The 25117-nt window shown below is 68.3% G+C and carries 14 protein-coding genes; 10 read left to right on the forward strand and 4 right to left on the reverse strand.

Annotated elements, in window-relative coordinates:
* Positions 1-11 precede the first annotated feature (11 nt).
* Genes KBO27_RS02720 through KBO27_RS02735 form a run of 4 tightly spaced genes read left to right on the forward strand, consistent with a single transcriptional unit; the run spans position 12 to position 3704 of the window.
* Positions 12-1184 (forward strand): MCE family protein, encoded by a 1173-nt coding sequence (locus tag KBO27_RS02720; protein WP_307870207.1) that lies wholly within the window; start codon positions 12-14, stop codon positions 1182-1184.
* A complete protein-coding gene (locus tag KBO27_RS02725) occupies positions 1184-2287 on the forward strand; it encodes an MlaD family protein (RefSeq protein WP_210968374.1) in 1104 nt (367 codons plus the stop codon). Before KBO27_RS02720 ends, KBO27_RS02725 begins: the two co-directional genes overlap by 1 nt.
* Before the next feature lie 12 nt (positions 2288-2299).
* Positions 2300-2818, forward strand: a complete 519-nt coding sequence (locus tag KBO27_RS02730) for an Rv1363c family protein (RefSeq protein ID WP_307870208.1) — start codon at positions 2300-2302, stop codon at positions 2816-2818.
* 37 nt (positions 2819-2855) lie between these two features.
* Positions 2856-3704, forward strand: a complete 849-nt coding sequence (locus KBO27_RS02735) for a hypothetical protein (protein WP_210968375.1) — start codon at positions 2856-2858, stop codon at positions 3702-3704.
* A gap of 70 nt (positions 3705-3774) precedes the next feature.
* On the opposite strand, the gene KBO27_RS02740 is transcribed toward KBO27_RS02735, so the two are convergent.
* Positions 3775-7038, reverse strand: a complete 3264-nt coding sequence (locus KBO27_RS02740) for a CHAT domain-containing protein (RefSeq protein WP_210968376.1) — start codon at positions 7036-7038, stop codon at positions 3775-3777.
* A 1102-nt stretch (positions 7039-8140) separates the two neighbouring features.
* Between KBO27_RS02740 and rpoB the strand changes: the two genes are divergently transcribed.
* Positions 8141-11635 carry a DNA-directed RNA polymerase subunit beta gene (gene rpoB / locus KBO27_RS02745; protein WP_210968377.1) on the forward strand — a complete coding sequence of 1165 codons (3495 nt, stop codon included), beginning with the start codon at positions 8141-8143 and terminating at the stop codon, positions 11633-11635.
* 116 nt (positions 11636-11751) lie between these two features.
* Positions 11752-15663 (forward strand): DNA-directed RNA polymerase subunit beta', encoded by a 3912-nt coding sequence (locus KBO27_RS02750; RefSeq protein WP_210968378.1) that lies wholly within the window; start codon positions 11752-11754, stop codon positions 15661-15663.
* A 100-nt stretch (positions 15664-15763) separates the two neighbouring features.
* Here the strand turns inward: KBO27_RS02750 and KBO27_RS34095 are convergent, their stop codons facing one another.
* From KBO27_RS34095 to pdxR, 3 genes are all read right to left on the reverse strand, one after another.
* Complete coding sequence (locus KBO27_RS34095) at positions 15764-15886, reverse strand: hypothetical protein (RefSeq protein WP_281420601.1); 123 nt, start codon at positions 15884-15886, stop codon at positions 15764-15766.
* 155 nt (positions 15887-16041) lie between these two features.
* Positions 16042-16482, reverse strand: a complete 441-nt coding sequence (locus KBO27_RS02755; RefSeq protein WP_210968379.1) for a DUF6319 family protein — start codon at positions 16480-16482, stop codon at positions 16042-16044.
* Positions 16483-16586: 104 nt separating this feature from the next.
* Complete coding sequence (gene pdxR, locus KBO27_RS02760) at positions 16587-17951, reverse strand: MocR-like pyridoxine biosynthesis transcription factor PdxR (RefSeq protein WP_307870209.1); 1365 nt, start codon at positions 17949-17951, stop codon at positions 16587-16589.
* A gap of 167 nt (positions 17952-18118) precedes the next feature.
* On the opposite strand from pdxR, the gene KBO27_RS02765 reads away from it, so the two are divergent.
* From KBO27_RS02765 to KBO27_RS02785, 4 genes are all read left to right on the forward strand, one after another.
* Positions 18119-18652 (forward strand): YbaB/EbfC family nucleoid-associated protein, encoded by a 534-nt coding sequence (locus tag KBO27_RS02765; RefSeq protein WP_210968381.1) that lies wholly within the window; start codon positions 18119-18121, stop codon positions 18650-18652.
* 14 nt (positions 18653-18666) lie between these two features.
* A complete protein-coding gene (locus KBO27_RS02770) occupies positions 18667-18975 on the forward strand; it encodes an ESX-1 secretion-associated protein (RefSeq protein ID WP_210968382.1) in 309 nt (102 codons plus the stop codon).
* Positions 18976-19148: 173 nt separating this feature from the next.
* Positions 19149-23837: a DUF8616 domain-containing protein gene (locus tag KBO27_RS34940; RefSeq protein ID WP_503454121.1), complete on the forward strand. Its 4689-nt coding sequence runs from the start codon at positions 19149-19151 to the stop codon at positions 23835-23837.
* Between the two features lie 3 nt (positions 23838-23840).
* Entirely contained in the window at positions 23841-25079 is a 1239-nt protein-coding gene (locus KBO27_RS02785; RefSeq protein ID WP_210968385.1) for an ADP-ribosylglycohydrolase family protein, read from the forward strand.
* Positions 25080-25117: the final 38 nt, after the last annotated feature.

Here is a 25117-nt window from a genome sequence, read left to right on the forward strand (position 1 = left end):
TGACTCGTCTGGTGCGATCCGTCTTCACCCGCTCCTCGGCCGTCAAGGTCGGCGCGGTCGCGACGGTCGGCCTGCTGGCGCTGTCGGGTTGTTCCTCCCGCGGCGTCTACGACATGCCGCTGCCGGGCGGCGCCGACGTCGGCAGCCGCCCCTACGACGTGAAGGTCCGCTTCGCCGACGTGCTGGACCTGGTGCCCAACGCGGGCGTCCGGGTCAACGACGTCGCGGTCGGCCGGGTCTCCAACATCGCCCTCGCACCGGGGACGTGGGAGGCCGAGGTGACCGTCACCGTCAACGGCGACGTGAAGCTGCCGGCCAACGCCATCGCCCGGCTGCGCCAGTCCAGCCTGCTCGGTGAGAAGTACGTCGAGCTGGCCGCTCCGCCGCAGGCGGCCTCCGGGCGGCTGACCGACGGCGCGACCATCGGGCTCAACCGCTCCAACCGCAACCCCGAGGTGGAAGAGGTCCTCGGCGCGCTGTCGCTGCTGCTCAACGGTGGTGGTGTCGCGCAGCTGCAGGACATCACCAAGGAGCTCAACAAGGCGATGAGCGGCCGCGAGTCCGACATCCGCGGCCTGCTGAACAACCTCGACGAGCTCGTCTCCGGGCTCGACGCGCAGCGCAACGACATCGTGCGCGCGCTCGACAGCATCAACCGGCTCTCGGCCAAGCTCAACGAGCAGCGCGGCAGCATCGACACCGCGCTGCGCGACCTCGGCCCCGGGCTGCAGGTGCTCAACGAGCAGCGCGGGCAGCTGGTGACCATGCTGCAGTCGCTGGACCGGCTCTCGGGCGTGGCCACCAACGTCGTCGACAAGTCGCACGACGACCTGGTGCACGACCTCAACCAGCTCGCACCGACGCTGCACCAGCTCGCCGCAGCCGGTGACTCGCTGCCGAAGTCGCTGGAAACCCTGGTCACCTTCCCGTTCCCGGACAACGCGGTGGACGGCATCGGGGGCAGCGACTACAACAACCTGTACCTCAAGGTCGACCTGAACCTGAGCACGATCGTGGAGAACCTCGGGCGCTCCCGCCAGCCGCTGCTGCCGGCGCCCGACGGACTCCCGCTGCCGCTGAACGGACAGACGCAGCAGCCCCAGCAACCCGCACCGCCCCAGCCGAAGCCGGAAGAGGAATCCGGTGGCGGACTGCTGGGCAGGCTGTTCGGAGGTGGCAACTGATGCTCACCCGTCGAGCCCGATTCCAGATCATCGGCTTCGTGCTGATCGCGCTGATCGGTTGCAGCTACGCAGGTTTCAAGTACGCGGGCCTGGACCGGCTGTTCGGCAACCGCGGCTACGAGGTCGCGCTCAACCTGGCCAGCACCGGTGGTGTCTTCAAGAACGCGGAGGTCACCTACCGGGGCGTGCCGATCGGCCGGGTCGGCGAGCTCAAGCTCACCGACGACGGCGTCCAGGTCCCGCTGGACATCGAGGAGAACGCCCCGGCGATCCCGTCCGACGTGGAGGCCGTGGTCACCAACCGGTCCGCGGTCGGTGAGCAGTACGTGGACCTGCGTCCCAAGAAGAACGGTGGCCCGTACCTCGAGGAGGGTTCGGTCATCGCCGAATCCCGCACCACGACGCCGCTCCCGGTGCAGGACCTGATGATGAACCTGGACTCGTTCGCCAACTCGGTGCCGCAGGACTCGCTGCGCACCGTCGTCAGCGAGCTGGGAACCGCGTTCCGCGACAACGGCGGTCACCTGCAGACGATCCTGGACACCTCGCGGGAGTTCACCACGCAGGCGCAGAACCACCTGCCGCAGACGGTGCAGCTGCTGGAGGACGGCAAGACCGTCCTGGCGACGCAGAACGACCAGGGCTCGGCGATCAAGTCCTTCAGCAAGGACCTGAACCTGCTGTCGCAGTCGCTGGAACGCTCCGACGGCGACCTGCGCGGCGTCATCCAGAAGGCGCCGCCCGCCGCGGTGCAGCTGTCCGGCCTGATCAAGGACAACCCCCGGCTCGGGCCGCTGCTGGCGAACCTGACCACGACCTCGAGGCTGCTGTCGGCGCACACCGACGGCATGGAGCAGCTGTTCATCAGCTACCCGGCTCAGGTCGCGGTCTCCAACACCGTCGTCCCCGGGGATGGCACCGCTCACTTCGGACTGGTCCTCAACCTGTTCGATCCGATGCCGTGTACCAAGGGGTACGAGGGAACACCGGAGCGGACCGGTACCGACATGTCGCCGGCACCGCTCAACAAGGACGCGCACTGCGCGGAGCCTCCGGGCAGTCCGACCTCAGTGCGCGGCGCGCAGAACGCACCCGGGCAGTAAGAGAGGCAACACGTGACCGTTCAAGCCGACACCGCTCGCCGGCGGCCCAAGCTGTCGCTGGTGCTGTTCGTGGTGAGCCTGGTGTGCGCCCTGGTCCTCGGGGTGCTGTGGGTGCTGGCCATCAACAACTCCTCGGTGGCCTACGCCGGGACGCGTGACGAGGCGCTGCAGCAGGGTCAAGAAGCGATCGTCAACTTCAACACCCTGGACCACAAGGACATCGACCGCGGTCTGCAGCGGTGGGAGGACAACTCCACCGGTGCGCTGCGGGACGAGGTCCGCAAGGGGCGCAAGGACTACGCCACCCGGATCCAGCAGGCCAAGAGCAGCACCACCGCTCGCGTGCTGGACGCGGGCATCGTCGAGCTCGACGAGAACGCGGGCAAGGCCCGGATGATCGCGGTCGTGCAGATCACGGTCACCGTGGAGGGCCAGGCCCCGGCCAACAAGCAGGATCGCTACCAGGCAGAACTCACGCGTGAGGGCGACGTCTGGAAGATCAGCGGACTGGGCACCGTCCCGGTCGGCTGAACGGCGAGACCCGACAGCGATTCGAGGAGTACAGCCAGTGCCTACCAACCGCCGTTCCGGCACGAACCGGCAGCCAGCGGCCCGCCGGCCGAAGGTGGCCGGCCTGCGCAAGCGCCCCACTTCGCCCGCCTCCTCCGAGGCGACGGCGAAGACTGAGGAAGAGGACCAGGTCAACGGCACTGCGGTGACCGAGCAGCCGGAGGCCGCCGAGCCCGAGGCTGCTGAAGCTGCGACCGCTGAGCCGGAGACCCCTGAGTCTGCGACCGCCGACTCTCCGGCCGCCGAGCCGTCGTCCGCGCAGGAGTCGCCCGCCGCCGAGCCGGAGAAGACCGAGACCGAGGACGCCGAGCCCGAGAGCGCGAAGTCCGACGTCGCGGAGTCCGGCGACGCCGGCAAGCCCTGGGTGCTGTGGGGCGTGACGGCGCTGCTGTTCGCGCTGGCGATCTTCTTCGGCGTCTCGACCTACACGACCTACAACACCGGACCCGCCGCGAACGAGGCGTTGACCTCGGCGGGGGCGACCAGCGAGGTCAACGGCCAGGTCAGCGACGGCATCGAGAAGCTCTTCTCCTACGACTTCAACGACACGGCCAAGACCGAGAACGCCGCCAAGGACCTCCTGGTCGGCCCTGCCGTGCAGAAGTACGACGAGCTGTTCGCCCTGGTCAAGCAGCAGGCGCCGCAGCAGCAGCTGATCGTCACCACCACGGTGAAGAACAGCGCGGTGACCCGCCTGGAAGGCGACCGGGCCGAGGTCCTCGTCTTCGTCGACCAGCACGCGATGCGCGCCAACACCGGCGAGTCCAACATCGGCCCCGCTCAGCTCTCGGTCAGCGCCGAGAAGCAGGGCGACAAGTGGAAGATCACCCAGCTCACGCTGCGCTGATCCCGGCCATCACACGACGAGGGCGGTTCTGGACTGACCAGAACCGCCCTCGTCGTTCGTCACCGCTTCCTCAGGGCCCGACGTGGATGTGGGCGCTCCAGGTCGCGTGGTCGTTCGGACGCGCGTTGCGGAGCTCCCGGGCCGCGTTGTGCAGCGCGTAGGCGGCCCCGTCGGTGCCGTACCCGTTCTGCCCGAACACCTCCGAGTAGAAGTCCGCGTGCGCCTCGATCGCGCTGTTCACGTCGACCTCCCACAGGGTGCCGATGACGTGCGTGAACCCGGCGAACCCCAGCGCCGAGGCCAGCGACAGCGCAGCCGCGCACGGCTGGTCGGCGGCGGTCGCGACCTGACCCAGGTAGCAGAACTCCGCCTTGTCCAGTGCGACCTGACCCAGCTCGACCAGGCCCAGCGGCCGCTGACCGTCGCGGTCCAGCAGCATCCCGGCGGCGGGCTGGGCGGGGAACTGCGAGCTCGGCTCGCAGATGTGCACCCACGGGTAGTTCGGCAGCATCCGCAGCACGTCGGTGGCGCTGGCGCTCTCGGTGGAGATGATCTCCGCGCTCGGCCAGTGCTGGGCCAGCACCTGGTTCTGCGGCGGCAGCTCGCGCGAGACCTGCTCGGCGGAACCGGCCGCCACCAGCGCCTCGCCCTCCGGCACGGGCCGGGTGCGGGCGCGCAGCAGGCAGCCGAGCGTCGGCGTGTGCGACGAGACGACGCGGTCCAGCGCCGAGGCGCCGGCGTGCGCCGTCGCGGAGTGCAGCGGCAGGTAGGCCGACGCGCCGAAAGCGCTCCACCAGACCCGGGGCCAGCGCGCACCCGCGCCCGGGGTGTTGAGGTATCCCATCCGGTCCAGCACCGGGCGCACCAGCCGCACCCACGTCCAGTCCAGCACCTCGGCCATCGACGCGTGATCGTCCTGCTGCGCGGCGGTCAGCAGCGCGAGGGCCTGCTCGCCCGCCTTCTCCGGGGTGGCGTGCGGGATCGGCACGGTCAGCACGCGGCCGCCGAAGATCACCAGCACGTCCGAGCGGTACCGGCTGAGGTTGACGATCGCCACCGACCCGTCACCGCCGACCCCGCTGAGCTCGGAGAACGGCTGGACCCGCAGGTGCGTCGGCTGGACCTCGCGGACCTCGTCGATCAGCACCGCCCAGGCCTCGGCCAGCCGCATCCGGTCGTCGGCGTCGCCCAGGTCGGGGTCCTCGGCCGGGCGGTCCAGCAACCGCCGCAGCCGCACGATCTCGTCGGCGAGGTCCGGGTGCTCGCGGTGCAGCGAACCGAGCTCGCCGCCGCTGGGCAGGAAGTCCGCCAGGATCGCCGACCTGCCGTGCTCGATGAGCTCCACGGCCTTGTCCGGCTCACCGGCCTCGATGGCGCTGGCCGCCGCATCGGCCACGATCGAGGCCCAGCGCTGCTGCGCGCTCGGCGAGGCCACGACCCGCTTGCCGCGGGTCATCAGCGGCAGCAGCTCGACGGCGGTGGTGAACGACTCCAGCGCCTCCGACCAGCGCTGCTCCTGAGCGCTGATGCGTCCGGCGAGCGCGGCCGCCCGAAGCCGCTGCTCGGCGGGCGCGTTGGTCTGGGTGGCGGCCTCGGTGAGCACCTTGCGCGCCCAGCGGTGGTACCGGCGGCGACCGGTGCGCTGGTGCAGCGCCTGCAGCGCCCGGCCGAGCTGGATGGACACCGCAGCCCGCCCGGGAGTGGTGTCCGGCATGCCGATGAGCGCCTGGTCGAACAGCTCGATCGCGGTCTCGACGTCCTGCGCGCGCCCGGCCCGCTGGAACCGGTGCGCAAGCACCGCGCCCAGCTGCACCCACGCGATGTGCTGGGTCTGGATGTCCGAGGACTTCGCCGCCTCGCGGGCCAGTTCGCCCGCGCGGTCCAGGTCGTCGCGGTTCTCGACGTGCTCGTAGCGCACCAGCAGGCTCGTGTTGAGCGCGGTGATCATCCGCGCGCGCTGGGAGGGAGCGGCGGCTTCGACCGACGCTTCGCCCGCGGTGACCGCGGTGTCCAGCGCCTTGGCCTCGCCACCGTGCATGAAGTGCCTGCGCAGCAGGATCGCGTAGCCGCCCAGCGCGAGCGCGCGGTGGGTGTCCTCGGTGGCCAGCGCCCGCACGGCGGGTGTGATCGGTCGCAGCACCCGGCGCAGCTGGCCGGCCTCGCCGGTGGCGTCGACGTGCTCGGCGGTGGCGGCGGACAGCTGCCAGACGACCATGCCCAGCTGCGGGTTCCCGCCTTCGAGGACGCCGAGGACGCCGATCAGCTCGTTGATCGCGGAGTTGAGGTCGGTGAGGTCGCCGTTGCGCTGGAAGCGCAGCCGCAACGCCTCGGCGTACCGGCACAGGCCGCCGCGGCGGGCGTCGCCGTCGGGCAGCGCACCCGATCCGGCGGACAGGTGCTTGATCGCCTCGTCGAGGTCGTCCTGGTCGCCGTTGCGCTGGTAGCGGCGCATCAGCGCGGCGCCGAGGTTGATCAGCAACTCGGAGGTGGTGGCGTCGCTGGCCGGGGAGATCCGCGCGGCTTCCCGGAACACCGAGATGGACTCCTCGTCGGACTCGGCCGAGTCCGCGAGCTGGGCGTGCAGCTTGAGCGCGTTGGCCAGCCGCAGCAGCACCATCGGGCGCCGCTGGTCGCGCTTGGGCGTCTTCTCGACGGCTTCGCGCGCGACCTGCGCGCTGTCGGCCGCGAACTGGGCCTGACCCGTCTTGCCCGCGAGGTCGGTCAGGGCCAGCGCGAGGTTGCAGTAGTAGAGGATGCGGTCGCGGTCGCCGGAGTGCGCTGAGTTCGTCGCCGCGCGGTAGTAGCCGATGGCGTCTTCGAGGTCGGCGAGCTCGCGGCTGCGCACGTAGGTCAGCTGGGCGGCGCTGCCGAGGTTGTTGAGCACGCCGGCTCGGGCGGGGTCGTCCTCGCGCAGCACGCCCGCGGTGGTGCGGAAGACCTCGGTGACCCACTGGAGGTTGCTGAAGTCGAGCGTGGTGACGATCTGGTTCATCGCCGCGACGGCGTCGGCGTAGCGCTGCTCGGCGCTGCGGCGCTCGGTCCCCCCTGGTTTGGCGCCGACCGCGCTGTGCCCGCCCGTGGCGGGTCCGCCGCTGCCGGGTCCGCCGCCGAAGCCGGGGTTGGTCCCGAATCCGGGGTTGGTCCCGGTGCCCGGGTTGGTGCCGGTGTGCGGGCCGCCGGGTCGTGCGTCGGGGCCGTCCGCGGTGGGTTCACCGTCGTCCTCCGGCGCGAACCAACTGGATTGAGGGGGTTGAGGGCCGCTCTGGTCCTTGCCTCCGGTCCAACGCTGCAGCCCGCGGAACCGCTCGCTCGCGCGGCTTGCATCGTCTGTCATCGGTCGTTTCTCCTGTGGCCTGCCGGGCACCGGTCGGGGAAGCCGGTGGTCGTCTCACGTTACCGGCGGAGGTATTTGTCGAGTAGCCCATGTGTTACTAGGTGGGATCGCCACAGAGGTGACGCGTCCCCCCGTTGGATGTAATTGCTGAGCTTCGGTTGGTGAAACTACTAGCTCTGCGCGACGGCATCAGCCCCATAGGGGAAGGTTTGCGGCATCTTGGGGTCTCGATGTGGTCAAGCCGTGTCGATGGTCGCCCGGAGTCGATGTGGAGCCTCGGAGCGTTACGACGTTCGGGTGGCAGCCGTCCAGGTCACGCCGCATGCCGCCACTCACAGTAGTTGTTCATGAACGGGCGTTTCCAGATTTCCCGATCCCGCGAGTGGTCTCGGGTGGTCCCGCTAAATGGTCTGGGCCAATCTTTCCAAGATCGCGAAAGCGGGTCCTTCGAAATTCGCGCTCGAGTTCTGGGGTGATTCCGCTCGGGGTGCGTGCGAAATGGGGCTCATGGGGCCCGTGGGAATTGTGTGGCGTGCGTCGCGGAAGGGGTAGACGGACTGAGGATGACCACTTTCAGGTGGAGATAACCCGTGTCGAGGTGGTCCCGGGCGGTCTCGCGGTGACGGCGGGCGGGCCGGAGGTGTGTTCCGGGCCCCTCCTCTGTGGCCCCAAGGGGGTTTCTGAAGGCTTGTCAAGAGCCGATCGGAGGGGGTTCGCCGAGGGCGTGAAGGAACTGCCTCATGTGCTGATCAAAAGGCCCTGACCAGGTTAAAAGCACCCCTCGGCGGTCACGCGAGGTGATCGTGTTTTCCGCCACGAGAGTGATCGATCGGTGATCTCTTGACTGAAAGGGCGCGCGGGTTCACTCTGGTCCTCAACGCGGGGCTGGGCCGCCATCGGTGGGCCCCCTCGACAGCTGGCGTCCTTCCGGCTAGACTGCTACTTTGCGCTGCCCTCCTATTGGTCTGCCCGCACTGGACCGTAGGATGGTCGGCGCCATTGCACCCTTGACAGCTGTGCTAGTGATCTGCGCGCTTGCCTGACGCGCGCTTTTCGCCGTGAGCATGGCTGTAGCCAGTTCAGAGTCCCGGAAGGACGCATCTTGGCAGTCTCCCGCGCGACCAAGGTCTCTGCAGCTTCCAACTACACGTCGGGGATCCCTGGGGCACCCAAGCGGGTCTCGTTCGCGAACATCCGCGAACCGCTGAACGTGCCGAACCTGCTAGACCTGCAGATCCAGTCCTTCGAATGGCTTGTCGGTAACGAGGCCTGGTTCCAGCGCCGGGTCGACGCCGGCGAGGACAATCCGGTTGGTGGTCTTGAGGAGGTCCTCAGCGAGATCTCCCCGATCGAGGACTTCTCCGGATCGATGTCGCTGTCTTTCTCCGATCCGCGCTTCGACGAGGTCAAGGCCTCCGTCGGGGAGTGCACGGACAAGGACATGACCTACGCGGCGCCCCTGTTCGTCACCGCTGAATTCACCAACCACTCGACTGGCGAGATCAAGAGCCAGACGGTGTTCATGGGTGACTTCCCGATGATGACCGACAAGGGCACCTTCATCATCAACGGAACCGAGCGGGTCGTGGTCTCCCAGCTCGTGCGTTCCCCCGGTGTCTACTTCGACCAGTCGGTCGACAAGACCACTGACAAGGACGTCTTCAGCGTCAAGATCATCCCGAGCCGCGGTGCGTGGCTCGAGTTCGACGTCGACAAGCGCGACACCGTCGGTGTCCGCATCGACCGCAAGCGCCGTCAGCCGGTCACCGTGCTGCTCAAGGCGCTGGGCTGGTCCACCGAGGCCATCCGCGAGCGCTTCGGTCACTCCGAGACGCTGATGGCGACCCTGGAGAAGGACCACACCGGCGGCACCGACGAGGCGCTGCTGGACATCTACCGCAAGCTGCGCCCGGGCGAGCCGCCGACCAAGGAGAGCGCGCAGACCCTCCTGGAGAACCTGTTCTTCAAGGAGAAGCGCTACGACCTGGCTCGCGTCGGCCGCTACAAGGTCAACAAGAAGATCGGTCTCTCGCAGTCCTACGAGACCGGCGTGCTGACCGAAGAGGACATCGTCACCACGATCGAGTACCTCGTCCGCCTGCACGCAGGCGAGGTCGAGATGCCCGCTCGTGGTGAGGACGCCGGCGACAACATCCCGGTCGAGGTCGACGACATCGACCACTTCGGCAACCGCCGCCTGCGCACCGTCGGCGAACTGATCCAGAACCAGGTCCGCGTCGGCCTGTCGCGCATGGAGCGGGTCGTCCGCGAGCGGATGACCACCCAGGACGTCGAGGCGATCACGCCGCAGACCCTGATCAACATCCGCCCGATCACGGCGGCGATCCGGGAGTTCTTCGGCACCTCGCAGCTCTCGCAGTTCATGGACCAGACCAACCCGATCGCGGGTCTGACGCACAAGCGTCGTCTCTCCGCGCTCGGCCCGGGCGGTCTGTCCCGTGAGCGCGCGGGCATGGAAGTCCGAGACGTGCACCCCTCGCACTACGGCCGCATGTGTCCGATCGAGACGCCGGAAGGCCCGAACATCGGTCTGATCGGCTCGCTGGCCACGTTCGCGCGGGTCAACCCGTTCGGCTTCATCGAGACGCCGTACCGCAAGGTCGTCGACGGCCGGGTCACCGACCAGATCGACTACCTGACGGCCGACGAAGAGGACCGCTACGTCAAGGCCCAGGCCAACGCGGTGATCGACGACGACGGCAACTTCGTCGACGAGCGCGTCCTGGGTCGACGCAAGGGCGGTGAGGTCGAGCTGCTCGCCCCCACCGAGATCGACTACATGGACGTCTCGCCGCGGCAGATGGTCTCCGCCGCGACCGCGATGATCCCGTTCCTGGAGCACGACGACGCCAACCGCGCCCTGATGGGTGCGAACATGCAGCGTCAGGCGGTGCCGCTGCTGCGCAGCGAGTCCCCGCTGGTCGGCACCGGCATGGAGCTGCGCGCCGCGGTCGACGCCGGTGACGTGATCACCGCTGACAAGGCCGGTGTGGTCGAGGAGCTGACCGCCGACTTCGTCACGATCATGGCCGACGACGGCACCCGCCGCTCGTACCGGATGGAGAAGTTCTCCCGGTCCAACCACGGCACCTGCATCAACCAGAAGCCGATCGTCAACGAGGGCGACCGGATCGAGGCCGGGCAGGTCATCGCGGACGGACCGTGCACCGAGAACGGCGAGATGGCCCTGGGCAAGAACTTGCTCGTGGCGATCATGCCGTGGGAGGGGCACAACTACGAGGACGCGATCATCCTGAGCCAGCGCCTGGTGCAGGACGACGTGCTCACCTCGATCCACATCGAGGAGCACGAGGTCGACGCCCGCGACACCAAGCTCGGTGCCGAGGAGATCACCCGGGACATCCCGAACGTCTCCGACGACGTGCTGGCCGACCTCGACGAGCGCGGCATCATCCGCATCGGTGCCGAGGTCCAGGGCGGCGACATCCTGGTCGGCAAGGTCACGCCGAAGGGCGAGACCGAGCTGACCCCGGAGGAGCGGCTGCTGCGCGCCATCTTCGGCGAGAAGGCCCGCGAGGTCCGCGACACCTCCCTGAAGGTGCCGCACGGCGAGACCGGCAAGGTCATCGGCGTCCGCGTGTTCAACCGCGAGGACGACGACGAGCTGCCCCCGGGCGTCAACCAGCTGGTGCGGGTCTACGTCGCGCAGAAGCGCAAGATCCAGGACGGCGACAAGCTCGCCGGCCGCCACGGCAACAAGGGCGTCATCGGCAAGATCCTGCCCGCCGAGGACATGCCGTTCCTGTCCGACGGCACCCCGGTCGACATCATCCTGAACACCCACGGTGTTCCGCGACGGATGAACATCGGCCAGGTGCTGGAGACGCACCTCGGCTGGATCGCCTCGCGCGGTTGGACGATCGACCCCGATGCCGAGTGGGCCAAGCGCCTGCCGGAGGAGCTGCTCGACGTCGAGCCCGGTACCAACACCGCCAGCCCCGTCTTCGACGGTGTGCGGGAGGAGGAGATCACCGGTCTGCTCGGCTCGACCAAGCCGAACCGCGACGGCGACCGGATGGTCGGCGGAGACGGCAAGGCCCAGCTGTTCGACGGCCGCAGCGGTGAGCCGTACCCGTACCCGACCGCGGTCGGCTACATGTACATCCTCAAGCTGTCGCACCTGGTGGACGACAAGATCCACGCCCGTTCCACCGGCCCGTACTCGATGATCACCCAGCAGCCGCTGGGTGGTAAGGCGCAGTTCGGTGGTCAGCGCTTCGGTGAGATGGAGTGCTGGGCCATGCAGGCCTACGGTGCCGCGTACACGCTGCAGGAACTGCTGACGATCAAGTCCGACGACGTGGTGGGCCGCGTCAAGGTCTACGAAGCGATCGTCAAGGGCGAGAACATCCCCGAGCCGGGTATTCCGGAGTCGTTCAAGGTGCTGCTGAAGGAGCTTCAGTCGCTGTGCCTGAACGTCGAGGTGCTCTCCAGCGACGGTGCCGCGATCGAGATGCGCGACACCGAGGACGAGGACTTGGAGCGTGCCGCTGCCAACCTCGGCATCAACCTGTCCCGCAACGAGAACCCGTCGGTCGACGACATCGCGCACTGACCCTCGCCGCCGGCCCGCGGGCCTAGTCCCGCGGGCCGGCGACCGACCCAACCTGGCACTTGCTTCAACCGGTGGCACCGGGAGAGGCACCATTCGACCAAGGGAGAAGACCCGACGTGCTTGACGTCAACTTCTTCGATGAACTCCGCATCGGCCTCGCCACGGCCGACGACATCCGCCAGTGGTCGTACGGCGAGGTCAAGAAGCCCGAGACCATCAACTACCGAACCCTGAAGCCGGAGAAGGACGGGCTCTTCTGCGAGAAGATCTTCGGTCCGACCCGGGACTGGGAGTGCTACTGCGGTAAGTACAAGCGGGTCCGCTTCAAGGGCATCATCTGCGAGCGCTGCGGCGTCGAGGTCACCCGCGCCAAGGTGCGTCGTGAGCGGATGGGCCACATCGAGCTGGCCGCCGCGGTCACCCACATCTGGTACTTCAAGGGCGTTCCGTCGCGGCTGGGCTACCTGCTCGACCTGGCCCCGAAGGATCTCGAGAAGATCATCTACTTCGCGGCCTACGTGATCACCGGTGTGAACACCGAGCTGCGTCACAACGACCTGTCGACGCTCGAGAGCGAGATCAGCGTCGAGCGCAAGCGGACCGCTGACCAGCGCGACGCCGACCTGGAGGCCCGGGCCCAGAAGCTCGAGACCGACCTGGCCGCGCTCGAGGCCGAGGGTGCCAAGAGCGACCAGCGCCGCAAGGTCAAGGAAGGCGCCGAGCGCGAGATGAAGCAGCTGCGCGACCGCGCGCAGCGCGAGCTCGACAAGCTCGACGAGATCTGGGACACCTTCACCAAGCTGGAGCCCCGTCAGCTCATCGCCGACGAGGTCCTCTACCGCGAGCTCTACGACCGGTACGGCGAGTACTTCACCGGTGGCATGGGCGCGGAGGCGATCCAGAGCCTGCTGTCGAACTTCGACATCGGTGCCGAGGCCGAGTCGCTGCGCGAGACCATCCGCAGCGGCAAGGGCCAGAAGAAGCTGCGCGCCCTCAAGCGGCTCAAGGTCGTGGCGGCCTTCCAGGCCACCGGCAACGACCCGAGCGGCATGGTGCTCAACTGCGTGCCGGTCATCCCGCCGGACCTGCGTCCGATGGTGCAGCTCGACGGTGGTCGCTTCGCGACCTCCGACCTCAACGACCTGTACCGCCGCGTGATCAACCGCAACAACCGCCTCAAGCGACTGATCGACCTCGGCGCCCCCGAGATCATCGTCAACAACGAGAAGCGGATGCTGCAGGAGTCCGTGGACGCGCTGTTCGACAACGGCCGTCGCGGACGTCCGGTCACCGGCCCGGGCAACCGGCCGCTGAAGTCGCTGTCCGACCTGCTCAAGGGCAAGCAGGGTCGTTTCCGCCAGAACCTGCTGGGCAAGCGAGTCGACTACTCGGGCCGTTCGGTCATCGTCGTCGGCCCGCAGCTGAAGCTGCACCAGTGCGGTCTGCCGAAGGAAATGGCCGTCGAGCTGTTCAAGCCCTTCGTCATGAAGCGGCTGGTCGACCTCAACCACGCGCAGAACATCAAGTCCGCCAAGCGGATGGTGGAGCGCCAGCGCCCGCAGGTGTGGGACGTGCTGGAAGAGGTCATCGCCGAGCACCCCGTGCTGCTCAACCGTGCTCCCACGCTGCACCGCCTCGGCATCCAGGCCTTCGAGCCGCAGCTGGTGGAGGGCAAGGCCATCCAGCTGCACCCGCTGGTCTGCGAGGCGTTCAACGCGGACTTCGACGGTGACCAGATGGCGGTCCACCTGCCGCTGTCGGCCGAGGCCCAGGCCGAGGCCCGGGTCCTGATGCTGTCCAGCAACAACATCCTGTCGCCGGCCTCCGGTCGGCCGCTGGCGATGCCGCGTCTGGACATGGTCACGGGCCTGTACCACCTGACCCGCCTGGTCGAGGGCGCCAAGGGTGAAGGTCTGGCGTTCTCGTCGGTCGGCGAGGCGATCATGTCCTTCGACCGCGGTGTGCTGGACCTGCAGGCCAAGGTCAAGATCCGCCTGCGGGACCTGGTCCCGAACGCGCAGCAGATGCCGGAGGGCTGGGAGCCGGGTCAGGCGTGGATCGCCGAGACCACGCTGGGCCGCGTTTGGTTCAACGAGCTGCTGCCGGAGGACTACCCGTTCGTCGACGACCTGCTGCCGAAGAAGAAGCAGGCCGCGATCGTCAACGACCTCGCCGAGCGGTACCCGATGGTCACCGTCGCCCAGACGCTGGACAAGCTGAAGGACGCCGGTTTCCACTGGGCCACCCGTTCCGGTGTGACCGTGTCGATCACCGACGTGGTCGTGCCGCCGAACAAGACCGAGATCCTCGACGGCTACGAGGCCAAGGCCGACCAGGTCGAGAAGCGGTACCGCCGTGGTGCGCTGTCCTACCAGGAGCGCAACGCGGAGCTGGTCAAGGTCTGGACCGCGGCCAAGGACGAGGTCGCCGAGGCCATGGAGACCAACTTCCCCGAGGACAACTCGATCAGCACGATCGTGAAGTCCGGGGCGGCCGGTAACATGACCCAGGTCGTTCAGCTGGCCGGTATGCGTGGTCTGGTGTCGAACCCCAAGGGTGAGTACATCCCGCGCCCGATCAAGGCGAACTTCCGCGAGGGCCTGTCCGTGCTGGAGTACTTCATCTCCAACCACGGTGCTCGCAAGGGTCTGGCCGACACGGCGCTGCGTACGGCCGACTCGGGTTACCTGACCCGTCGTCTGGTCGACGTCTCGCAGGACGTCATCGTCCGCGAGACCGACTGCAGCACCGAGCGCGGCGTCAAGATGCCGATCGCGGAGCTGCTGCCGGACGGCAAGCTGCTGCGCGACCAGCACGTCGAGACCAGCGTCTACGCCCGCACGACCGCCGAGGACGTCACCGACGCCGACGGCAACATCGTGCTGGCTCGCGGGTCCGACCTGGGCGACCCGGCGATCGAGAAGCTGCTCGCCGCGAAGATCACGAAGGTCAAGGTCCGCAGCGTCCTGACCTGTGAGTCCGCGGTCGGCGTCTGCTCGGTCTGCTACGGCCGTTCGATGGCCACCGGCAAGCTGGTCGACGTCGGCGAGGCCGTCGGCATCGTCGCCGCCCAGTCCATCGGTGAGCCCGGCACGCAGCTGACGATGCGCACCTTCCACCAGGGCGGTGTCGCAGGTGACGACATCACCACCGGTCTGCCGCGTGTGCAGGAGCTGTTCGAGGCCCGGGTCCCGAAGGGCAAGGCCCCGATCGCCGACACCTCCGGCCGCATCCGGCTGGAGGACAACGACCGCTACTGGAAGATCACGATCATTCCGGACGACGGCGGCGAGGAGATCGTCTACGACAAGCTGTCCAAGCGTCAGCGGCTCGCGGCGATCTCGGTGGACGGCACCGAGCGGCAGGTCTCCGACGGCGACCACGTCGAGGTCGGTCAGCAGCTGCTCGAAGGTGCGGTCGACCCGCACGAGGTGCTGCGCGTGATGGGCCCGCGCGAGGCCCAGCTGCACCTGGTGAACGAGGTGCAGGAGGTGTACCGGTCGCAGGGTGTGGGCATCCACGACAAGCACGTCGAGGTCATCGTCCGCCAGATGCTGCGCCGGGTCATCATCATCGACTCGGGTGCCACCGAGTTCCTGCCCGGTTCGCCGGTCGAGCGCTCGCAGTTCGAGGCGGAGAACCGCCGCGTCGTCGCCGAAGGCGGGGACCCGGCTTCCGGCCGTCCGGTGCTGATGGGCATCACCAAGGCGTCGCTGGCCACCGAGTCGTGGCTGTCGGCGGCTTCCTTCCAGGAGACGACCCGCATCCTCACCAACGCCGCTATCGAGGGCGCGAGTGACAAGCTGGTCGGCCTGAAGGAGAACGTGATCATCGGTAAGTTGATCCCGGCCGGTACGGGCATCAACCGGTACCGCAACATCCAGGTGCAGCCGACCGAGGAGGCACGGGCCGCGGCCTACGCGATCCCGTCCTACGACGACAGCTACTACACCCCGGATGTGTTCGGCGCCGGCACCGGTGCGGCCGTCCCGCTGGACGACTACGACTTCGGCCGCGACTACCGCTGAAGTCCGAAGTAACCAGGCGCCCCCTGCCCGACTCCTCCGGGCAGGGGGCGCTTTCTTCGCTTCAACCGATGTTCGTCGTGGGTGTTGTTGCGCGCTATTACTAGCGCTGAGTGTCGTCCGCGGCGGTGTCCGCGGGCGAGGACTGCGCGTCGTAGTGGTCGGCGAGGGCTTCCGCCTCGATCTTGGGCATGGGGAGCGTCTGTTCAGCGGGGGCTGGACTCATGCGACGGAAGTTAGTGCAGATCCATGGTCAAGCGGAACCGCTGTTGATCATTTCGTTGACTTTCGAGCATGAAAAAGCCCCTGCTGGGCAGGGGCTTTTTCATGTCCAGGGGGCCATGCCTGGGAGGGGACCACGGCGCCCCGGGAGTCCTCGGGTCAGCCTTCGAGCTCGGCGAGGGCCTTGCGGACTCGCTCGACCTCGGCTTCGAGCTCGGCGAGCTTGGCCTCGTGCTGCTGGCGGGCTTCGTTGATGACGCCCTCGATTGTCTCGGAGATCTCCGGGTTGAGCTCGGCGGCGGCCTTGGACACGGCGGCGGCCGCGACCGGCAGGGCCTGCACGACGCGCTTGCCCTGGTGCAGCAGGTCGGCCTGCCACTCGCCGTCGGCGGTGCCGGTGACGGTGAGCGTGAGCTCGACGGTGCGGGTCTTCTTCGCGGTGCTCTTGCGGGTCTGGCGCTTCTTGGGCGCCTCAGCCTCGGAGGTCTCGGTGGCCGCCGGAGCCGGGGTTTCGGACGAGGGGGCCTCGGTCGCGACAGCGGAGGGCGCCGTGCTGTCCGCGCCGGTGGTCTCGGCCGGAGTGGTCTGCTCTTCGGTCAACTCTGTGCTCCTGTTTATCGCGGGAGGGGACACCCAGAATAGAACAGGTGTTCCCCTGCTGTTGCAGTGGACACGCCGACGACGCGCAGTGTCGCCTGATCGGGTCACCGTTCGAGGACGGTGACCAGGGCTTGCAGTGCGGGACGGAACGCGCGGTCGGAGGGCGCCGCGTACCCGACGATCACGCCGGGTGGGTGCGATCCGGGGCTGAGCCAGTGCGGCCCCAGCACCTGGAGCTCCACCGACCGCCGCCGCGCCCTGTCGAGGACTTCGAGTTCCGTGGGTCCTTCCGGATCCAGCTGCAAGGTCACGTGCAGTCCCGCCGAGATCCCGGCCGGGTGGGGCCGGTGGTTCGCACGCATCCCGCGCAGCGCTTCACCGAGCTGCTCGCGGCGCTGACGGTAGGTGGCGCGCGATCGGCGGACGTGCTGATCGTAGGCCCCCGACAAGATCAACTCCGCCATGGCCAGCTGTTCGAACAGCGGCGCGTGCAATCCGCTGTGCCGCTTGAGCTCCCGGACCGGTCCCACCAGCCGCGACGGCAGCGCCAACCAGGCCAAACGCAGCGCGGGCGCCAGGGTCTTGCTCGCCGTCCCGGCGTAGACGACGTTGTCCGGCGCCATCCCCTGCAGCGATCCCATCGGCTGCCGGTCGAAGCGGAACTCGCCGTCGTAGTCGTCGTCGATGACCAGCAGGTCCTCGTCCTTGGCGCGCCGCGCCAGCTCCGCCCGCCGCGCGGAGCTCATGCTCACGCCGAGCGGGAACTGGTGCGCCGGGGTGACCACCACCGCTCGGCTGCGCAGCAGCGACACGTCGAGGCCCTCGCCGTCGACCGGGATGCCGTGCACCGACATCCCGAACCCGGCGGGGATGTCCCACAGGTGCGGCGCCGACGGGTCCTCGAAGTCGACCGAGGACTCGCCTTGATCGGCAAGGGCATTGCTGAGCAGCGACAACGCCTGCGTGTAGCCGTTGCAGACGATGATGTTGGCCGGTGTGGTGGCCACCGCCCGCTCGCGCGCGAGGTAGCCGGCGAGCGCCTCGCGCAGCCGCGGATGCCCCTGCGGATCGCCGTAGTCGAGGTCGTCGGTGGGCACGTCGCGCAGCGCGCGGCGGCTGGCCGCCAGCCAGTCCCGGCGCGGGAACGAGCTCAGGTTCGGGCGTCCCGAGCGGAAGTCCCAGCGCGCGACGTCCGGTTGCGCGGGCTCGGGTGCGTCGGGCTGAGCGGGGGTCGCGAGCAGTTCGGCGACGACGGTGGGAGCGCCCTGCCGGGCCACCAGGAACCCCTCGGCGACGAGCTGGTCGTAGGCGCGGGTGACGGTGCCGCGCGCGATCCCGAGCTCCTGGGCGAGCGACCGCGTCGAGGGCACCCGGCTGCCGGCCGCCAGCGACCCGTCCCGGACGGCGGACCTGAGGGCCTCGGTCAGCTGCCTGCTGTCCGGGTGAACCAGCCCAGCGAACCATCCCACCGTCACGGTCCAGACCTTAGTACCCGGAGCAGCGCTCGGTCCGCGCAGCGGTGCCCGCCGGCCCGTCGTGATTATCGCCTCGGTGGGAAAAATCCGATCGGCCCTGCCGGTGCGCGATCGGTTGATAACGTGCTCAGCCGCTGGACAGTTGATCGACGGGGAGTGTCGTGGCGGAGGATTTCGGCAGGGACATCGGTGCCGCCGAACGGATGGTTCGCGAGTGGCAGGACCGGGCGGCGGAGAAGGCCGAGAAGTTCAACCGCCTGCAGCAGCAGGTCGAGCAGATCTCGGTGACCGAATCCTCCCGCGATGGCGCGATTCGGGTGACCGTGGCGTCCACCGGGATGCTGCAGGACCTGCAGCTCGCCGACAACGCCAACAACCGGCCGATGCCCAGGCTCGGCGCGGAGATCATGCGGCTGGTGCAGCAGGCGCAGGCCAAGATCCCCGGCCAGATGCAGGAGGCCGTCGAAGGCACGGTCGGCCTCGCCGACTCGGCCGCGCAGCACGTGCTCGACCAGGCCCGCAAGCACTTCCCGGAGCCCCCGCCCGAGGAGGAGCCGCCGCGCGGCACCCGCTCGAACGAGATCCGCCCGGCCGTCGAGGACGACTACCAGCCGCCGCAGCGACGGCAGTCGCCCGGCCGCCGCAGGCCCGACGACTTCGACGACGACTTCGGCAACGGCTCCTTCCTGCGCTGACCTGGGGACTTCACATGCCTGACGAGATGAACGTCGCCATCGAGAACCTGCGCACCCACGCGTCCAAAGTGGATGGTGTGGTGGATCAGCTGAGCACGGCCGTCGACGCCTCGCAGCAGGTTTCGCTGAACAACGACGCTTACGGCATCCTGTGCCGCCCCTTCGCGTGGATGATCGACCCGGTCGAGCAGAACGGCGTCGACGCGCTGCGCGAGGCCGTGACGTCGATGCAGAAGATCGCCGACGACGTCCGCGCCACCGCCGAGGACTACCAGCAGGTCGACGACTCCAACAGCGCGCTGATCCGCGGAGTGCAGCCGTGACGAACCCGCTCGTCGAGAAGCAGCCGGAGAGCAACGACGGCTTCATCACCCAGGGCAGCGGTGACGCGGGCTGGGCGAGCGGCATCGGCATCGCCGAGTCCGTCAACGACGTCTCCAGCCTCAACGAGGGTTCGAGCTGGGTCGAGTCCGGCCTCGCTTACGGCGGCCTCGCGATGGAGGGCATCAGCCTCGCCGTCGACCCCATCGGCACCCTGCTCTCCTACGGGTTGTCCTGGCTGATCGAGCACGTCCAGCCGCTCAAGGAAGCCCTCGACTGGTTCGCCGGGGACCCCGACGGCGTCGCCGCCTACGGCAAGACCTGGGAGAACGTCTCCAAGGCCGTCGAGCAGGCCGCGAGTCAGTACAAGGACGCCGTCAAGGCCGACACCGAGAGCTGGACCGGTGCCGCCGGCGACGCCTACCGCAAGACCGCCGCCGAGAAGGGCGAAGCCCTCGACGGAGCGGCGAAGCTCGCGGGCACCATCAGCTCGGTCGTGACGATCATGGGCGAGGTCGTCTCGTTCGTCCGCGAGTTCGTCCGCGACCTGGTCGCCGACTGCATCTCGCGCCTGATCACCTACGCGCTGGAAGCCCTGCTGCCGCCGATCGCCTCGCTGGCCTGGGTGATCCCGCAGGCGATCGCGTTCATCTCCAAGACGGTCACCAAGATCGCCGACATCGTCGGCAAGCTGACCAGGACGATCAGCAACGTCTCCCCGAAGCTCGCCAAGCTCGCCGAGGTCTTCGGCGACATCATGAAAACCCTCGGCGACAAGGGAAAGGCCGGTGCTGGGGCGATCGGCAAGGTCGCCGAGAAGCTCGACGTCGCCGAACGGCTGGCGGAGAAGACCTGGAAGAAGGTCGACGACACCTTCGGCACCGACGTCGTCGGCCGCCACAACGCCCGCTCCGGCGGCCCCGACGCGCCAGGCGGCTCAGACTCCGGAGACGGTGACGGCGGCGGTTCGTCGTCGGATTCGCGCTCGTCACAAGGGTCTTCGTCGGACGCCGGCTCGCCGCGTGGATCTTCGTCCGAGCCGAATGGTTCGAGCTCCGACGGTTCCGATTCGGATTCCGGCGGGACCGCCTCGTCGAGCAACTCCTCCGGTTCCCCGGATGCGTCCACGCCGAATGTCCGCGAGTCGAGCGCTGCGGATTCCCGTTCCAACGGGAGTGATTCGGGCTCGGACACGTCCGCGCGTCAGAGCTCCTCCGAATCGGGAACGGGCGGTCGTGACTCGGGACCGCACGATTCGGCTCAGGATTCGAGTCCGAACTCCGCCCGCGAATCCGGTTCTCCGGATTCGGCCCCGCGCTCCGACGAGCCGAACGCGCGAAGCTCGGAAGCCCCAAGCGGGGCCAGAACAGACGTTGGTACACCGTCCACCCCGCACTCCGAGCCCCAGGTCGGGACGAGGGCCGATGCCGATACGCCATCCGCTCCGCGTTCCGACAACCCGACCAGTTCCTCCCCATCCGGGACGCAGGACTCGTCGAGAACCCACTCGCCCGAGACCCCGAGTCGCCCGGCCAGCACTTCCTCGGCATATGCGGACGCCCCGGTCCGCACCCCGGAAGCCCCGGCAGCGTCCCCGAACACTCCGACACCCCGACCGGATCACCCGAACAGCGCTGGCTCGGCGGGCGCACCTACGCCGCACGCCGCGAGCTCGAATGCCCCTTCGGCCTCCCGCCCGGGCAGTTCGCGTGCGGGAGGCCCTGGCTGGACCGGAACCCGGGGTGCGCCAGGTGCCGCACGCTCGTTCAACGGAGGGGGACCCGATCCTGTCCGGAGGCCGGCGACACCGGCCTCCCACGCCGATAAGCCACGCTCGTGGGATGCGGGGCCGCGCCAGGCAGCACCACCGAACTCGACACCACATCAGAAGCCGGATGATGGCCACTCGACAACGGAGTCGATGGCTCGTGAACGCGAGCCGCAGGACCCGTACCAGCACCGCTGGAACGGCCCCACGACGAAGCGCCCGGAGATCTCCGACGAGCTGCGTGAGAAGCTCGGTGCCCACTACGGGTCGATCAAACCCAGTCCCGCAGGCCTGAACATGATCCCGCGCGGTGGGCCTTTCGGGACACCGGCGAATCGCGTTCCTCGGGCGCACATCGACCCGAACCGGTTCACGGTGGAGGTTCACGGAAGCCCGAACGGCGTTCGCGTGGGCAACAAGGATCTCGACGCCAAGGAACTTGCCGAGATCATCAGGGGCTCTGCCGGATACCGCGAGGGTGCACCGGTCCGCCTGGTTTCCTGCCAAACAGGCGCGGATATGCCGGACGGTTCCAAGAACTTCGCCCAGCGGCTCTCCGAAGAGCTGGGTGTGGAGGTCCTTGCCCCGAACACCGACTCGTGGGTCGACAACTACGGCAACGTCTACGCCTCCGAGTCCCGAGCGGAGTTCGGCCCGAACGAGTCCGGGGCACCCGAGCCCAAGTTCGACTCGCCGGGACAGTGGAACAGTTTCCGTCCCGATGGCAGCAAGGCGACTCACGATCTCCCGACACCACCCGGCCATTACCCCAATTGGACTCGGGACGGTGTTCTCGCAGACGCCGCCCATCGCCGAGGCATCGAACAACCCGGTCACGGCAACGGTCCGCCGCCACAACATCCCCAACAACCCTGGCAAGGCCACCACCAACCTGGCCAGCAATACCCGCACCAGGGGGCACCGCAGCAGGACTATCAGCAGCCCCCGACTCAGCCTGCCCAGCACCAGGGCAACCCGCAGCAGGGGTACAACCAGCCTGCGCCCCAGCAGAACTTCGGTCATCCCGCGCCGCAGCACGGCTATCCGCAGCCTGCACCCCAGCAGAACTCCGCTCCTCAGGGCTATCAGCAGCCTCCGTGGCAGCAGAGCCCCCAGCAGCACGGCTATGGCCCGTCGGCACCGCAGCAGAGCCACCACCCGCAGCCCGCACCGCAGCAATGGCAGCCGAACCAACAGCCGGTGATGCCGCAGGGACCCCACCAGCCTCCGCAGGCAGGCCACCAACGACCACCGCAGCATCCGGCGCCGAATCCGCAGTGGGGATGGCACCAGCCAGCACCACCGGCGGCCTCGCACCCGCAGCAGGGTTTCCCCCAGAACCCGCACACTTCCCCGCAGCAAGGCGTTCAGCGTCCTGCCCAGCAACCTCAGCAACCGCCGATGTCCCAGCGCCCGGTTCAGCCTGGACCTGCGCAGGGCATGCCTCACCAGGGGCAACGTCCACAGCAGCCTCCGCAGCAGGGCGCTCCGGCTCATCGGTCCCAGCCAGACACCGGTCGTCCGGTGTCGCAGCCCGCGCAGCCACCGCGGAGTGCTCCGCCGCAGCAAAGCCACGCTGGTCAGCCGGGTCCCCATCAGCCGCAGGGGACGCAGCCGCATTCCGGTCAGGGTGCCTACCGGCCGAGTGCGCCCGCACAGCCACCGGCGGCGCCACCGCGAACGCACGCCGCTCCGGATCCGCAACCAGGGCCGCGGCCGGAGACGTCTCAGCCACGTGTCCAGAAACCTGAGCCTGCGCCGCAGCCGAAGCCTGAGCCTGCGCCTGTTCAGTCGCAGGGCCCGGACATGTCGCATGACGCGCGATCCGCGCACGCTGCCGAGACTCCGCGTGCACCACGGAGTCTGGCCGACTTCGATCCGGTCAGTCCTGACACGCGGACGGCGCGCGAAACTCCTTCGGCGGACGGGGGACACAGGGAGGCGGTCTTCAACGACTTTGCCCCCTCCCGCCCCGACCCCGGCCCCACCCCGGACACGCCGACGGACACCTCGTGGCGGTCGGACTTCGACCCCGAGCCCCCGAAGGAGAATTCTCCCGAGCCGGTGGACTCGAGCAACGGTCCGGACTCGTCTGTCTCACGGGATTCCGACCAGTCGCAGTCGAGCCCGCAGCTCAGCTCTCGCGAGGGTTGGGAGAGCCTCGGCATCACCGCGACGCACACCGAGCGCCATCACTCAGGCGACGGAACTCCGGACACCGCACCGGACAGTCGGCCCAAGAGTCTCGCGGACTTCGACGACCCGGGCGATCTGGACGGGCCTGAGAAGCCCTCCAAGATCCAGGACATGCTGGCCGGCTCCGGCCACCAGGCCGATGGCGCTGAAACCGGCACCCCGGGCCTGGACACGCATGCCCCGGATCCGCTGGTTCGGGACCCGCACCCGAACGACCTCCCGGACCAGTACGAGGCGAGCCCCGAGAAGCCCAACCCACTCGATGAGGTCGGCGAGCAGAGCACTTCGTTCCGGGCCACGGATGAGGATCGCGAGGTCTACCGGGAACGCATCGAGAAGAGCCGGTTGCGCGACATGACGTTCGCGGAGGCCGTTGCCGATGTACGGGCCAAGTATCCGGAGATGGATCATCTTCCTGACGTCGAAGCGGTGGGTCTTCGACGTTATGTGGGCGAGGACGCGGTCACTATGAACCGGGCCTTGCGCACCGTTGACGATGAGGATCTTCCTTACCTGGCGGAAGAGATCAAGGTCCTGCGCAGTGCTCTCAACCAGATGCCGGACTATTCTGGACCGACCGCATACCGCAACATCGGCGTCGAACCGGGCGAGCTGGACGCATTGCTGGAGCGGTACAAGCCGGGTGAAACGGTTGTTGAGAACGGATTCACCAGTGCGAGCAAGGACGCGCCTCTCGACGAATTCGGCAAGGCAGACGGCAAGCAGAGAGTCCAGTTCATCATCGACGAGCCTCGTTCAGCCAAGGACCTCGAATTCATGAACCCCGGTGAGAGGGAAATCCTCTGGCCGGACGGCAACCGGTTCGAGGTGTCGAAGCAGTACTTCGACCCTGAGTCGGGCGAGTGGAAGATTCACCTGATCGACCGTGGACGGGAGTGAGCGATGGGCCAGCACAAGCGGCCGAGCGCAGCGCTGACTGCGAAGTACGCCGAACTTCTCACTCTTGATGAGCGAGCGGTCGTGGAAACGCGCGGCCGGTTGGGCGCGAGGCAGGACAACGAGTGGCGCGACGGCAAGCGCGCCGCCCGGTACTGGGACGCGCAACGCGTGCGGAGGGTCTTCGGGCGCAGCAGTGATGAATTCTGCGGAGAACAGCGCTACGACAAGACCATCAAGGACGTCTCCGCGTTCCACGGGTTCGGAACGCACTTTCCGACTGCTGCCTTGGAATCCGTGCTCGCGGACATGGTTGTGCACGGACGACTGAGCTCGTCGGCTCAGATGATGCTGTTCAGCTTCGACGCGGTGGTGCGTACGGAGACGGCCTTGCGCCAGACCAAGAGGCTGACCCCGCGCGTGATCAGCCTCCTGGGACTCGTGCGATGGCTGCACACGCAAGGCGTCCCGTGGGAGAAGGCCGTACCGGCGGAGCTTCGCGGAGAGATCCCCGAACCGACCGGGTGGTTGATCAAGGTCCCCGAGCTGTTCGATCGTCGCGATCCCGACCCGGTGTGCATCGAGGCACTATCCGCGTTCGGAGAGAAGAACGTGTCCGGGTGGTTCTCGAAGCCGATCAACAGCGCGAGGACGCCGTCGGTCCTGCCCAGGGCGATCGCTCTGTCCGCGTGGTCGGAGATCCCGGAGCGTGTCTTCGAGCAGGCGGTTGCGAACGCCCTGCTCACGCATGGTCACCCGGACGCTTTTCTCAGTGCCGGTGCCTATGCGGTTCTGGTCAACACGCTGCTGGTCGGGGGCACCTTGGGCGACGGCATCGAGGTCGTCGCCGGTGAACTCGCCAAGTGGCCGGGCTCGAACGTCGAACGTCTGCTTCGTTCCTGCGAGCTGACCGGACCACCGCCCACGCGCAATGAGCTGTCCGCCTTGGTGGAGGACGGGGCGGCTCCGAATGCCCTCGCCCTCGCCCTGGTGGTCGCAGCGCGCGACGGCGATTTCGAGTCCTCGGTGCGGCGCGTTTCTGAGGTCATGCCCGTAGCAGCGCCCTTGGTCGGCGGATTTCATGGTGCTCGGAACGGGGAGCGAGGATTGCCGAGCGAGTGGGTCAACCGGTTGGAGCTTCGCGACGTGGTCGATCGACTGGTGCACGACGTCGCCGCCGTCCAGGTCGGCTTGCCTGAACGGGTCTGGACACCGGAATGGGTGGGACCCTACCCAGGGTTCTGAGTGGGGGATTGGGACATGAACGAGGACCTTGCTGACCA

It is taken from the genome of Saccharopolyspora endophytica (assembly GCF_018070075.1).
GTDB classification, from domain to species: domain Bacteria; phylum Actinomycetota; class Actinomycetes; order Mycobacteriales; family Pseudonocardiaceae; genus Saccharopolyspora; species Saccharopolyspora endophytica.

Coding starts and splice junctions, on each gene's coding strand:
- KBO27_RS02785 (WP_210968385.1), top strand. CDS start 23,841: ATGGGCCAGCACAAGCGGCCGAGCGCAGCGCTGACTGCGAAGTACGCC.
- KBO27_RS34940 (WP_503454121.1), top strand. CDS start 19,149: ATGGAGGGCATCAGCCTCGCCGTCGACCCCATCGGCACCCTGCTCTCC.
- KBO27_RS02770 (WP_210968382.1), top strand. CDS start 18,667: ATGCCTGACGAGATGAACGTCGCCATCGAGAACCTGCGCACCCACGCG.
- KBO27_RS34095 (WP_281420601.1), bottom strand. CDS start 15,886: ATGAGTCCAGCCCCCGCTGAACAGACGCTCCCCATGCCCAAGATCGAG.
- KBO27_RS02740 (WP_210968376.1), bottom strand. CDS start 7,038: ATGACAGACGATGCAAGCCGCGCGAGCGAGCGGTTCCGCGGGCTGCAG.
- KBO27_RS02725 (WP_210968374.1), top strand. CDS start 1,184: ATGCTCACCCGTCGAGCCCGATTCCAGATCATCGGCTTCGTGCTGATC.